Genomic DNA, 13,390 nt, shown 5'->3' with positions numbered 1-13,390 from the left:
GGTTTTTATTTTGTCAGATTTTATTGCAATAGTTGGAGTATTGAGTTTCATATCGTTGATAACTTTCAGTACTTTAACCTACAAAAAGTTTAAACAGAACAATAAAGCTCAAGGTATGAAATTCTTAAAGTTTGCAGGTATATCTTTTTTGTTAATGGTGGGTTTGATGTCTTTAGATAATTTACTTGAGAAACCAGCCGATTCAGCTAAAGCCGATGCAGAAAAAACAACAGTTACAGTTGATAAAGACGAACAAGCTAAAAAAGAAGCTGAGTTAAAGGCACAAGAAGAGGAAAAGCGAGTTGCTAAAGAAGCTGAGGAAAAAGCATTAGCGGAACAAATAGCTAAACAAGAAGCTGATAAACCTGAAGAAGTTAATAAATCAGAAGAACAAAAAGCTATTGTTACTGAAACGACACCAACACCGACAACGCAGGTAAATACTACGGATACAAGTGAAACAATTCTAGTAAACGATATGAAAAAAATAATTAATGATAAATTAGGTAAGAAGAATAATTTAAAAAAGAATACTATTAATGATATTCAGTATGTAGCAGCTGATAAAGGTGCGATTATTGCTTTGAACGCTAATGAAAACTTAACAAAAAATATGACTAAAAAAGGTATGTGGTTGGATTCCAAGGATATTCTCAAACCTTTAAGTAAAGTGGAAGGTCTTGATATTATTATTATTCATTGGTACTTCCCACTTGTTGATACTTATGGAAATGAAAAAGACGGTATAGTTATGTCTTTTGAAATCAATAAAGAAACATTAAATAAAATCAATTGGGATAACTTCTTGACTGATAATATTCCTAACGTAGTTAATAATTACTTTGAACATCAAGCATTTCAAAACTAGTCACTCAATCGAGTGGCTTTTTTTATTCCAATAGAAGCAGTAATTTATTTCAATAAAATCAAAATAAATGCACAAAACCTATTTACTTTTTTAAATAGATGTAGTATAATTAATTTATAGAAAGGAGGTGAAAAAGAGTGGATGATTTAGAAAAAGTCCTTGCAACAGTAGCACTAGTCGCAACAGCATTCAAAGCCTTCACATCGGGCTTGAAAGACATTTACGACATGGTGCAAGGGACAAAGAAAAAGCGACGCCCCCCTACCAAAGGTAAACGTCGCAAGTAACAATGGAAGGAGGTTGACGCCTCCTTCTCAAATAAATTATAACACATCCACTTAAATGTATGAAAAAAATGATTAAACGATTTGGTTATACAAACATTGCTTTATTAATGGCTAGTACAGCCATCATACTCACGTATGTTGATTTTCACAATCCTGCAACTATAGATTATGTATTATTAGCGCTTTACGGAATTACGGTTTTAATTCACATCATAAGAATACTATTTATGTCCACAAAGAAAAGGTGATTGTATGAAATATGAATTTGCAACAACTGAAGAACTTCTCGAATTTTTAAATACCGAATTACTATCTGCAGCAGAAGCTGCTGAGGTCTTGGAAATATCAAAAGCTCGAATAGGAATTTTAATGAAAGAAGGAAAGTTAAAAGCAGCTAAAGAACAACCTAAAATGTTTTTAAAAAGTGTACTGCTTGAGAAAAAAGATGAACTTGAATCGCTTCGTAAAAAATATAGACCTTATGATGAATAAACAAAAAAGACCAGGTACTCAATTAACTATGAGCGCCTGGTTGTTTATTTAGATGACTTAATAATAATTTTTCCACTTGCGTTTTTAAAGCCATATTTGCATATGTCAACACAAGGTCCTCACCTGCTGTAGCAACAATTAAATCACTAAAGTATTCGTCAGTCTTTTCCCATCTCACGACTCTTATTTTATCTTTAGCCAAAAGCCTTTTCGAGTTGTAACATTCTTGTGAAATGTCATCTAAAAGCTTATCGAGTATTGGTAAATACACATTGCTCATTTTAAGGTTTTCAATCACCTTGTAGTCACGCTGTAATGTTTGTATGGCCATATCGTAAACAACATATTTATGAAGTAGTTGTCTTTGCTCTGCTTTTATCATACAACTGAACGCTCCTTGTGAATGATTGGAACAACCGCTAATACGCTATCAATCATGAAAGTACGCTTTGCCTGTCTTGTAAAACAGTATGCTTGAAATGAATCACCAATAATCTTTATGACTTTTACTCGTCTTTTCGTTACGGAACCATCTTTTGCTATATACATCATGTTTACTACTTGATTGCGTTGCATAGCTTTTATCAGTTGTTCTTTCATCACTGTACACTCCTCCAACAAGAACATTCGTTTGTATTTATAATAGAACAATCGTTCGTGTTTTGGCAAGTGTAAATTTTTGAGAAATAAAAAAAGCACAGGCTCAAAATTAATTGAGTACCTGTGCTTTGTCATTGTTGATATTTATGCGTGTTCATTTGTTAACTGACAATGACATTTACATCTTAAAACATCATTCTCATCAAAAACTGAACAATACTATTTACGTCTTTGTTGAATCGTAATGTACAAACCTAACAAACGATCCGTTGTCATCATACCATTCTGTAAATCTTTCAAGTGTGAATCTTGAATAATACCATCTTTAACAGCCTGAGCAATAAAGTTTTCTGTCTCAGTTTTCATAGCTGGTGAGCCTGGATTCCAATTTGTATTTGCCACTGTAATTTCCTCCTTCTTGTCTTCCACAATTAATTGAACTTGTCCTTTGCTATTAGTCGGAACAGTTACTTGTCCTTCTAATTTATAGCCTTTAGGCATTAGCCAAGTTGGTTTAACTTCAAAATGCGGTCGGTCAATACTGCCTATCCAATCACCGCCCCAAGTAATACCTAGCTTTCGTGCAATAGCCCCCACTCGATTTAAAGTAACGACATCATATAATGACTGTGGAGGACCAACAACAATATCCCATGCTAGTCGTGATTTATGATTACTATTTAAAGTCCAAGTAACAATTTGTCCTGGTCGTGTTCTACCTTGTGCATACAGATAATTTTGTCGTTCCTGTGAGCGATATGTTTCAGTAATGAAGATGTTTTTAATGCCTGCCTTGTAGCACTCTTGGAATAGTAAACGACAGGCTGATTGTGCAGCAGGTAATAGTTCAAATAAGTCTCGGCATGTTGTTGTTACACTTGTACTCATTTCGCATCATCCTTTTTATCATCATTGTCGATTTGAAGTTGTGTAAATGCGTTTGATAAAAACTTCGGTACTTTGATTCCTAGTTTTCCTAAATTCTCAATCATGCTGATACCTTCCATACCGATAAGGAAAAGAATCATTGCATTACGCATGAAGTTTCCACTCTCGGTTGCTAAGTCTAATTGCACTGCAGCAATGACCATTAATACCATTGCAGTCTTTTTGAATAAGCCTTTAAATGCTTTTTTGCTCTCAATATTTTTGTAAACATATCCAACCATTAATCCTAGTGCATAATCAATAATCATAAAAATGATAAATGCTTTGATTAAATGGTCAATGCCACCAACAAAATAAGCGACCCATGCCATTGAGCCACCTACGATTGATGTATATAGTGTGTCTGTTTTCATCTGACACCTTCCTTTTCGTATAATAAAAGCCCTCCACAATCATCTGTGGAAGGCATAAAAAATAACGCTAAGCTATGCTTGCGTTTACAGTGTAATCATCATATCCATTAATTCAGCGTATTGCTCTGTAGTAATTCGATTGTATGCTACATATAAATCAAGCAATGTCATCATTTGTTGTGGATTATAATTCCCCGAACCGATTACTTTTTTTGCATTTACATATGTGATATTCATATTTAATTCCTCCAAGTTTTATTATTTAGGTTGTGTTGTCAATATTTCTGTTAAGAATGCTACATAGTCAACTTGCAATTGCGTGTAAGCCGATGTCAATTCAATTTGTTCTAAACGTTTTTCAATACTTGTTTCGACTGGTGGTATTGGCTCTGGTTCAGGTTCTGGAGTAGGAACTATTGGGAACTGTTCGAAATAAAACGTCCCATCTTCAGCTCTTCGTAATACACCATCTTCCACTTCTGGAATATCGGCTTCTATAACATCCGATTTTAGATATTCAGGTATAGCACTCTCTACATAAAATATTGTGTAAGTCGAATCTTCATTTAAAAACAAATAAACTCTTTTCATTGTGTAACCTCCATCCATGATTGTACAGTTTTAACACTAGAGAGTTTTCTATGCTGATATTCTGCTGAAAGTCTAACATATAATTCGTTATCTAAAACCGCACTAAGAGTTGGAGACAGGGTTATAAATCTTTGAAGAGTCGAATTATTGGGATTGAACATTGCGGGAACTAAAAAATAATTGAAACTCCAACCATTTGTTGCCCCTTTAGTATATTCATATATAGTGTCCCAACTCTGGCCACCAACAGTATATCCAGTAGGATTGCTGGGCTGCATATAGAACTTGTCCCCTGCGCTATTAATTATTGGATTATAATTATATTCATTTACAATGTTTCCTAAATTAGTTAGAGTATCTAGGTTGTAGAAATTCATTATCGACGACGTACCATTTCCAAAAGGAATTAATGCAATATTGGCGTTATTATGTGTATACTTGTATACCCACGTTGCGGAAATTTTTGGCATGGAACTTGAGCTTGTGTTTGAGCTAACTTTTGATAGTGCGCCCGTTGTGGGGTTATAGGATACTTTTTCAATATAACTATTACCTGATTGTCCCGAAGTATAAAAAATACAGCACATCCCTCCTGGTACACCTACAACTGCCAATATAGGAGCGATTACTGCATAACTATGTCTGTAATCAAAGTCTTTTGGAATGCCACTAGAATCATAATTTAACCTAAACGCATATACACTTGTTGAGCCACTCGGTGCTACAAAAAATACGCCATCGCTAAAAGCGATCTCCCCACAATAAAATGCACTATAGGATACTGTTGTTGGCGGGTTCGCTGATTGTCCGATGTTCTTAACAAACTCGAATGTTGTTTTATCAATTACTATAAATGCCAACCCCTGTGCAGACCCACTATTCCAATATCCACGAATGTAGTAATATTTAGCGTCTTCAAAATATTGCCCTCCGCCATTTACCCCAACGAAGTTCCCAGTTGTCGCATTAAAAGCATTAATCACTCTACCCTGACGTAAATCATATATTACTATCGTTGCTATATTAGCGATTAAGTATATATCATCACGCAATTTATATTTATGTGCTGCTGCGAATGTATTAGGTAGGAAACTAGGAGCTAAAGAAGGAAACCTTGTAGTGAAATCGTCTATTATAGGTTTTAATAAATCGTCCCCCTGAATATCTTTAAGTCGTGCGTATTTAAACATGGATGCGACATATGTTTTACCATCTTCTGACGTCAATCGCCCACCAGTGCTAGCAACCACGTTTTTAATACCTTCCACTTGCTCATAATTCGGAAGATTAATAACTTCATGAGGACCCGCCTCGGTAGCTCCATATACAAACGCTGGTGTGTCTAGAGTAGCGTTTCGCTTTAATCCATACAGCATAGGTTGAGCCAATCCTTCATCATAATATTTATGTGGTACTGGAGAATCCTTATGGTCATTAATTACGTTCATAATATTACCCGCGGCTTCTTCATCCAATATGCCTCTGATTGTAGCGAACCACACATCGAATGCGTCTTTACGACCGTCAGACCATTGCGTGAACGTTAACTCTTGGTCTTGTTTCCATGCTGTGAAATCTAATTCTTCAGCTTGAATCCATGCCTCAAGTTCTGATGTAACGCGTGTTTGCCAAGCTTCGAATTCAAGCGCTTTATCAGTGCTATATTGGTTGAACCATGATTGATATTGGTTGAAAATTGTAGTCGTATCCACTTGGTCAACGACTCCATGTACAATGCCACATAAGCTTTTATTTAATCGTTGGTCTGTAATGTTACCTTGTGTTATTTGAGTGGTGCCAGCATTAATTAAAACATCGGCTAAAACTAATTCATATGCCTCTGCATCTCGCTGAATAATTGGAGCTGTTGGACTTGATGCCTGCGAACCCTTTTTTAACACTATTTCAATTTGTCTTGTTAAATGATTAAGACGCATCACCACACGGTCAATTCGCTTTAATACACCGTCAGCAATATCATGCTTAAATATGTGGTCACTATCATTTATCACAAATCGACCTTGTATCCACCCCTTACCTGGTTTAACAATAGTCTGCATTCCTTGGCCTTCCACAATTTGTAGTCCTGTTGATGGATTAGGAAACACACCATCACCGATGAAAGTAGAAAAGAATAAAGAGAAGAACGCTGCATCAACTTTTCTATCACCATTTACACTATTAAACATTCCACTTCGTATAGCCAATTACCTCACCGCCTTTTTTAATTTCTCGTTCAATGTAGGAATATTCGAGCCAAATTCTACACGTAATTCTTGGCCGTCCCTATCAACCGTTAATTCAGCGCACACTACCCTTGCATGCATCACCTTTGTAAGCTCATCATTTCGGATACTAACTACATCACCTAGGGAATAATCGATGCCGTATTCAAACTGAGCGAACATATCGATTTCACTTTCGTATGTTTCGATTTCTTGGTATTCAGCTAACTTTTCATTACCTCTTGATTGTAAAGTCGCTATATATTGCACAGGAGTTAATGTGACATTGTTATTATTATCATCTAAATAAGTACTTTGTAAGTCCCTTGCATCTACATACAATTCACGTCTGTTAAAACCTTTTAAATGATCGTTTACTGTTGCAGTCTTTCTGTCAGTGCCTTCACCTTCACCCGCCACTATAGCAGTTGTTCTTGTTTCTATATTGCTGTTTACATAGTTTTGTTTAATGACATTATCAAACTCTTTGCTGAAAATTACGTGTGGTAAAACCGTTTGAGTAATACTGTGATCTTCACCCTGCCATGTATACACTTCATACTTTTTTTCCTTGTGATTCATCAAAATATCAAAGCTCATCTCATGCTTCTGGCATAATGCAAAACAATGCTCACTCACTGGTCCACCTGTTTTAGTGCTGTCGTCCACAATCTTTATGCCTGTATTCGTTGCTAGTCTTAAATTTGGCAATACCTTATTTGAACTTGTATTGATTGCATTTGATGAAATGAAAGATTTAATAATGTCCTCCACATTTCCTACATACCGTTGTTGCCTTTCAATAACTCGCCAAGAGGTTAAGAAGTTTAGCGAGTATGCAACAACTTCAATTTCACTTCCATTTTGATCAATGTAATCGAAGTGCTGAATAATATAGCCGTAATCAGGAACTGATTGTGTAGTAATAATGTTGTCCATTTTTAAAAGTTCAATCATTTCAGGTGTTCCAGGTACAATCAAAGTAAGCATACTGAATTTATAATAGTTCCTTTGGAGAATAAGTTTTTTATACTCACTTATTTCTCCAAGAGCATTGAAGTTTAAATCAAATACAAATAAATCTACCATGCTTACACCCCTATTCTCCTTGCACGATAATTAAACGACACTTCCAAAAAGTCGATGTTCTCCTCTGCTTCATACCTAAAGAGATTGTCTCCGGCATCTATCTGCAAGAATGTGGAGGACAAGTTTAGTATGTTAAAAACGTTTGTTTGAACATTGTTACGGCTTAATATTATTGAACGTTTACCGCGATTCGTATTAATGAAGATCTCATCACCCGGTCGCATTGTAGTATTAAGCTTTAACATTTCATACGTATTTACATTGATTAACGATGGATTTTTCACAGTTGCCGTAGCCTTAAACCGAATAATCATTCCAGTAGCCTCTTGCCCTGTATTTTCCACATTAATCATTGTGGAAGGCGTACGGTATCCCAATTCTATTCCACCTTCAGGTATGTCTAATGCAAATTCAAGCCCTGGATTCCAAAGGCCAATTTCAGCAAAGTAATCATCTTTTTCATATATAAATGGATCAGTAGCTATAAATTGTAGTAAACCTTTTAACCATTTTTTATTGTCATGTTCAAAGCCATTGCTATAGACAGGCGCCATCTCTGCGTTTGCGTATAAATAAAACTCCTGTCCACCCTTTGTAGTGAAGTCTAATCTCATTGGATTGTGTTTAGGATTACATACTGTATACATTTCATGTCGCTTTTCTTCAATCCACCAAGCTTCATTTCCGTCACGTTTGATATAAAACGGAATATCTACCTCGCGTACATTCAATACAGTTGATTGATAATGTGCCCCATCACTCGTAAATGTAGATGTATTTACATTTGCTTTAAGCCCACTAATTTGAAAGTCTTCAGTCAAAAAGAAATGACGACCGAATGTTATCGAATCGTCACGACTATTAGTAATCTTTAATTCTTTTATATTCAAATCGTCACCTCCTAGAATCCAAATGCCATCCGTCTTAATGATCGTTCCATTTCTCGCGCTCCACTATCTTGTGTGTAAATATTTACGCTTGGACTAAATTGTTTTGAGTAATCATAATTATTCTGACCACCTACAACTGCTTTAGCTAATCCTGTGGAAGACTGTTCAACTTGTGCAATCATGCTATTCATGCCTTGTATTAAACCCTCAGCAATATTAATACCGAACCCTTTCATAACACGAGAAGGACTATGAATATCTAATGCACTTTGCATTGCTTCTTTAATGCTGTTAGCTATCTGAGTAGCTTTATCAATCAATGGTCCACGCATGCTCTCTAATCCGTTTAATAACCCTTGTCCGGCATCAATACCTATTTGTTGTAAGGATGATAATTCATTAGCTGTTGTTCTCGTTAAATTACGAATAGCCTTATCCCACTCTTTCTGGATAAGGTTCAATTTATCATTAGCAGCTTCACGTAGTTTTTGGATTTGCATATCCGTATCTTCACGCATACCTACTAATTCTTTTTCTGTTTGTTCTCGAGCCAACTGTGATTTCTCACGATACAACTCGCAATACTTTGTCAGTTGGTCATCTGTCATACTATTAAGTGCTGCTAACTCTGGCAGTGCTTTAACACCTAATTCTGAAAGCTCGTTTAATAAGTCAGCATCAATACCACGTTCTGATAGCTTTGCGAATTGATCTTGCCATTGTTTAAAACCATCTACTTGCGATTGCAGATTTCCTATTAATTCAGTACTTGTTCGATTAAGTTCAACTTTAAACTCATCAAATGTACTTGCAAATGACATTAGCGTTGATTTACGTTTATCAAATGTATCTTGATAGGCTTTATTTCGTTGCTCCTCTTCCTTCGCTAAGTCATCCATAATGGTTTTCATCTGACCTTGGAAATCTTTATTAATAGAGACTATTTCTTTATTAACAGCCTCTACAGCTTTTTTGTAGTTCTTCTGTGCCTCTATACGTTCTTTACTTCCTTCTTCAAATAGGCCAATTGTTCTTTCCCAAATCTTCGCTTCTTCAACAAGTGATAATTCTTCTGATGATTTTTTATCAGCAATGTACTGTTTAATTTCCTCTAAATCCCTTTTGTTAATATCCTCAATAGCTTTGTTATAAGCTTTTTGTGCTGTAACACGCTCTTTTGAATATAAATCAAATTGATCTAACGACTCTTTCCAAATTTGAGCTTCTTCTTCAAGACTTAATTCACCTAATGATTTTTTGTCATCAATAAACAACTTAATTTCTTTTAACTTTTCTTGTTGCTCTTTGGTAAGTAAGTTAACAGATTCTTTTGTCGCTTTCTTTTCAATTTCTGCAATTTTCTTGTTTGCATCTTCTTGAATACGTTGAATTTTGATGTTCTCGTCTTGTGTCGTCTTACGCTTTTTCGAAGCAGCTGTTCGTTGAATTTTTTCAACATCTTCCTTAGCGCGTATTTCAATTTTTGATATATCAGCATTTGCTTTATCAGTAATTTTCTTTTCTTCGGATTTATAGTGATCTGTTATGTCAATCAGGTTATTCCCTAAATCTTTCATAACATTTTCTACTCGTTCGTTCTTGTCCTCGATACCTATAGCTAAACCTTCACCAACATCTTTACCAATAGCAATCATTACCCGTGATGGAGATCTACGCTGTAAGACATTTGATACAGAAGTTATTACTTTTTTACCTAATTCAGCAGCTTTCGTCCCAACAGCATCTACCATGTCACCCATACCATTGATAAGACCTTGTACAATATCTTTACCAATTTGTATTAGGTTAACATCTCTGAAGAACTTTTCAATATTATTCCATATTTTTTCAACAGTTTTTTTGATAGTATCCCAAGCACCTTCCCAGTCACCCTGGATTAATTTCATGATGGTTTGGATAACACCGAGAATAATATCTAATGTATTTCCGATTGTAAATTTGATAGCTGCCCACGCAATTTTTACTATCCCAGAAATGATTGGCCAAACTATTTCAAAATTGCCTTTAATTATACCCATGACCATCTCTATGGTGGACTTTATATTATCGAAATGGAATTTAACTAAGGCAAATATTGCTTCGCCATTTTCATCCCAAAATTCTTTTAGCTTATCAAGTTGCTCTTTTACAAAATCAACGACAAAACCTAATTTTTCATTCACCGTTGTTTTTATATAATCATAAGCAGTTGTTGTGATTTCCTTTAGTGAATCTGTAACTAATTTGTATTTCTCCTCAACAAGATTAAAAATATCTGCATGTTTATTTTTAAAGGTTTCCCACTTAGATAAAATTTCACCAGTTTCCCAATTCACTTTGTCAACATGTTCATCTGCTTGCTTTTGAGCTGTTTCTACAATTTTTTGATGTTGTTCTTCAGCCAAGAAAACAGTTTGATCTTTCGCCTTTGTAGCTTCCGCTATCATACGTTCAGCTTGTTCAGCAGATATTTGACCGGATTCATCTCTTAATTTAACAATCAACTTATATCGTTCATTATAAGTATCGTTAGCTTCTTTGATTACATCCTCTTTCTGTTTAACAGCATTTTTCACAACTTCCGCTGCTTGTTCAGCAGAAATAATAGATGCATTTTCTTTCATGCGTTCAAGAATAACTTTTTGTTCTAGTTCACTTTCGGAGAACGTTTTTACAGCATTCTCTTTCATGCTCTGATTGTACTTATTAATAATCTCATGTTCACGCTCTGTTAATTCTCGCTTTTCATCAACAGCCTTTTGCATAATTGCTTTTACTCGTTCATTCATGGCATTTTGCTCTTGAAGTTTCCACTCATTACGTTTTTGAGTATCAGTAATTATTTTTTGTTCCTCATCGGATGACAAAGCTGATGAATTCATAAAGAAATTCTGTAAATCTGATAATTGATCAGCATTTCGTTTCTTCATGCCCTCCACAATCTTTTTATTCATTTCGTCAAATTGTGAAGTAAGCTCTTTTGCCATTTCAGATGTTACTTTTGTGGAGGTCACATACATATTAGTGACAGATTGTGATGCATTTTCACTAAGATCAAAAAATCCGTTAAGTGCTTCTTTTGTAGAATCTGAAACCCCCTTACCAAAACGTTCAACGCTTGGTAAAGCATCATTACTCATGTATTTAGCAAAGGCAATTGTACCGATTGTTAAACCGCCTATAGCTGCTATGGCAATCCCTATTGGACCTGAAAGTGCTGTAATAACGCCAGCAAGTGCCCCTACTCCTGGTGTAGCAGCAGCTACTCCTGTCGTTACAACTGCCATTGCACTCGAAAAGACTCCGAAAGCAGAAACTATTGAACCGATAGACGAGATTAAAACACCGCCAACAACTAATAAGGGCCCTATTGCAGCGACAATTCCAGCAATCGCCATAATAACTATTTGTATTGATTTATCAATTTCAGCAAATTTCATGACAATTGGTGATAACGTATCAACTATTTGAATTAAAAAAGGAAGCAAGACACTCCCGAAGGAAATCCCAACTTCCACAACTTTATTCTTCAACATTGCTAATTGGGAAGCTGTTGTTGCATACCTTTGTTCAGCTTCGTTAGTCAATGCTGTATTTTCTTTCCAAGCATTTGTTGATGTTTCAACAGCTGATGATAATAAGCCACTAGCTCCGGCCATACGCATCATTACGTCTGATTCGTAAATGCCTTTGATGCCCATATCCTTCAAGACTTCAGTTAAGTTTTCTCCCCGTGAAGAAATAGTAGCAAGTCCTTTTACAACAGCATCTAAACCATCGATTGCACTTGAATCATAAAGTTTCTTAAACTCACTACTCGACATTTGTGCAACTTCTGCCCACGTGCCTAATGCTGCTCCACCATCCATAGCAGCACCTTGCATCTTTTTAAGCACCGTAGTCATTGCAGTACCGCCCATTTCAGCTTGTATACCTAAACTTGACATAGTACCTGCTAACGCCATGATTTGCGCTTCTGACATGCCTACTTGTTTACCTTGTGCTGCTAAACGCATTCCCATTTCAACAATTTCAGATTCAGTCGTTGCCATGCTGTTACCTAGCGCTACAACGGATGAACCTAAACGATCAAAGTTAGTTTGCGACATTCCTGTAATGTTAGAAAAACGAGCAAATTCACTAGCTGCTTGTTCTAAAGATAAGTTTGTAGATTCACCTAAATCTATAATTGTTTTGGAGAATGATAAGATATTTTCCTCAGCGATTCCTAGTTGCCCTGCACTCTCAGCAACGCCTGCAATTTCAGCAGCAGAAGCTGGAAGTGTTCGAGCCATTTCGAGAATTCCTTTTTCGAGTTTCTTAAAACCTTCTTCACTTGTATCGACAGTCTTTCTTACTCCTGCAAACGCACTTTCGAAGTCAATCGCTGCCTTAGCCGCACCTACTCCCAATGCTGTAAGTGGAGCCGTTACTTTTAAAGATAACTCCTTACCCACGTCTTTCATTTTGTTTCCGACTGTTTTAAGCTTCTCACCGGCTGCTGATGCTGCTTCACCAAACCTTGCCCAAGTAGTTTGAGACCTAGCTAATTCTCGTTCTTGCCTTTCTAACTCGGCAGTAGTTTCCCTTAACTCACGTTCAGTACGATCCATTTCTGCAGAAGCTCTATTAAGTTGTACCGCAAGCCGTTCTGCCTGTTCAGAGTGTTCACCATATTGTTGTTTAGCTTTTTCATACTCTTCAGCTAGTCGACGCACCTTTGTTTGTTGTCCTTCAAGTAATCGACTATACGCCTCTTGCTTTGAACGTAATCCTTCTATCGTGCTGCCCCATTCACGCCCTCTATTTTGAAGCCCTCTTATTTCTTGGCCCATCGCTTGTAATGTGCGGTTCATTGAAGCAACCGAACGTTCAAACTGTGCATTATCAAGCGATAATTTAACTCTTAAATCACCTACATCAGCCATCTTCTCACCATCTTTCTACCACTGAATTTGGTCTGCATAAGCACGTGGTACTTGCTCCTCTTCTTTCTTCTTCCAACCTTTGTGAATGCAGTGCCTATCCCACAATGCAAGTAGCTTTC

The 13,390-nt window shown here is 36.2% G+C and carries 13 protein-coding genes; 3 read left to right on the top strand and 10 right to left on the bottom strand.

Going from position 1 to position 13,390, the window contains the following annotated elements:
* Nucleotides 1-10 precede the first annotated feature (10 nt).
* From NSQ74_RS11315 to NSQ74_RS11305, 3 genes are all read left to right on the top strand, one after another.
* Entirely contained in the window at nucleotides 11-868 is an 858-nt protein-coding gene (locus tag NSQ74_RS11315) for a hypothetical protein (RefSeq protein ID WP_340823392.1), read from the top strand.
* A gap of 137 nt (nucleotides 869-1,005) precedes the next feature.
* A complete protein-coding gene (locus tag NSQ74_RS11310; protein ID WP_340823390.1) occupies nucleotides 1,006-1,155 on the top strand; it encodes a hypothetical protein in 150 nt (49 codons plus the stop codon).
* Nucleotides 1,156-1,407: 252 nt separating this feature from the next.
* Entirely contained in the window at nucleotides 1,408-1,647 is a 240-nt protein-coding gene (locus tag NSQ74_RS11305) for a DNA-binding protein (RefSeq protein ID WP_340823389.1), read from the top strand.
* 22 nt (nucleotides 1,648-1,669) lie between these two features.
* On the opposite strand, the gene NSQ74_RS11300 is transcribed toward NSQ74_RS11305, so the two are convergent.
* The 10 genes from NSQ74_RS11300 to NSQ74_RS11255 form a co-directional block, all read right to left on the bottom strand.
* Complete coding sequence (locus NSQ74_RS11300) at nucleotides 1,670-2,029, bottom strand: aconitate hydratase (RefSeq protein ID WP_340823388.1); 360 nt, start codon at nucleotides 2,027-2,029, stop codon at nucleotides 1,670-1,672.
* Nucleotides 2,026-2,247, bottom strand: a complete 222-nt coding sequence (locus NSQ74_RS11295; RefSeq protein WP_340823387.1) for a transcriptional regulator — start codon at nucleotides 2,245-2,247, stop codon at nucleotides 2,026-2,028. The genes NSQ74_RS11300 and NSQ74_RS11295 overlap by 4 nt, the downstream gene beginning before the upstream one ends.
* A 219-nt stretch (nucleotides 2,248-2,466) precedes the next feature.
* The gene (locus NSQ74_RS11290) at nucleotides 2,467-3,135 is read right to left on the bottom strand and encodes a M15 family metallopeptidase (protein ID WP_340823386.1); all 669 of its coding nucleotides are present in this window, start codon (nucleotides 3,133-3,135) and stop codon (nucleotides 2,467-2,469) included.
* A complete protein-coding gene (locus NSQ74_RS11285) occupies nucleotides 3,132-3,548 on the bottom strand; it encodes a phage holin family protein (protein WP_340823385.1) in 417 nt (138 codons plus the stop codon). The genes NSQ74_RS11290 and NSQ74_RS11285 overlap by 4 nt, the downstream gene beginning before the upstream one ends.
* A gap of 84 nt (nucleotides 3,549-3,632) precedes the next feature.
* Nucleotides 3,633-3,785, bottom strand: coding sequence for a hypothetical protein (locus NSQ74_RS11280; RefSeq protein ID WP_340823384.1), 153 nt, complete (start codon nucleotides 3,783-3,785; stop codon nucleotides 3,633-3,635).
* Nucleotides 3,786-3,806: 21 nt separating this feature from the next.
* A complete protein-coding gene (locus tag NSQ74_RS11275) occupies nucleotides 3,807-4,139 on the bottom strand; it encodes a hypothetical protein (protein ID WP_340823382.1) in 333 nt (110 codons plus the stop codon).
* Complete coding sequence (locus NSQ74_RS11270) at nucleotides 4,136-6,346, bottom strand: hypothetical protein (RefSeq protein WP_340823381.1); 2,211 nt, start codon at nucleotides 6,344-6,346, stop codon at nucleotides 4,136-4,138. Before NSQ74_RS11270 ends, NSQ74_RS11275 begins: the two co-directional genes overlap by 4 nt.
* Nucleotides 6,347-7,453: a siphovirus ReqiPepy6 Gp37-like family protein gene (locus NSQ74_RS11265; RefSeq protein ID WP_340823380.1), complete on the bottom strand. Its 1,107-nt coding sequence runs from the start codon at nucleotides 7,451-7,453 to the stop codon at nucleotides 6,347-6,349.
* Nucleotides 7,454-7,455: 2 nt separating this feature from the next.
* Nucleotides 7,456-8,343: a phage tail family protein gene (locus tag NSQ74_RS11260; RefSeq protein ID WP_340823379.1), complete on the bottom strand. Its 888-nt coding sequence runs from the start codon at nucleotides 8,341-8,343 to the stop codon at nucleotides 7,456-7,458.
* An 11-nt stretch (nucleotides 8,344-8,354) separates the two neighbouring features.
* A complete protein-coding gene (locus NSQ74_RS11255) occupies nucleotides 8,355-13,271 on the bottom strand; it encodes a phage tail tape measure protein (protein WP_340823377.1) in 4,917 nt (1,638 codons plus the stop codon).
* Nucleotides 13,272-13,390: the final 119 nt, after the last annotated feature.

The organism is Lysinibacillus sp. FSL W8-0992 (assembly GCF_038008685.1).
In the GTDB taxonomy this organism is placed as follows: Bacteria; Bacillota; Bacilli; order Bacillales_A; family Planococcaceae; genus Lysinibacillus.
The sequence above is the reverse complement of the archived record's forward strand: the minus strand, read 5'-3'. Positions and strand labels throughout refer to the sequence as shown.

Coding starts and splice junctions, on each gene's coding strand:
- NSQ74_RS11275 (WP_340823382.1), bottom strand. CDS start 4,139: ATGAAAAGAGTTTATTTGTTTTTAAATGAAGATTCGACTTACACAATA.
- NSQ74_RS11285 (WP_340823385.1), bottom strand. CDS start 3,548: ATGAAAACAGACACACTATATACATCAATCGTAGGTGGCTCAATGGCA.
- NSQ74_RS11265 (WP_340823380.1), bottom strand. CDS start 7,453: ATGGTAGATTTATTTGTATTTGATTTAAACTTCAATGCTCTTGGAGAA.
- NSQ74_RS11290 (WP_340823386.1), bottom strand. CDS start 3,135: ATGAGTACAAGTGTAACAACAACATGCCGAGACTTATTTGAACTATTA.
- NSQ74_RS11295 (WP_340823387.1), bottom strand. CDS start 2,247: ATGAAAGAACAACTGATAAAAGCTATGCAACGCAATCAAGTAGTAAAC.
- NSQ74_RS11280 (WP_340823384.1), bottom strand. CDS start 3,785: ATGAATATCACATATGTAAATGCAAAAAAAGTAATCGGTTCGGGGAAT.
- NSQ74_RS11305 (WP_340823389.1), top strand. CDS start 1,408: ATGAAATATGAATTTGCAACAACTGAAGAACTTCTCGAATTTTTAAAT.
- NSQ74_RS11255 (WP_340823377.1), bottom strand. CDS start 13,271: ATGGCTGATGTAGGTGATTTAAGAGTTAAATTATCGCTTGATAATGCA.
- NSQ74_RS11300 (WP_340823388.1), bottom strand. CDS start 2,029: ATGATAAAAGCAGAGCAAAGACAACTACTTCATAAATATGTTGTTTAC.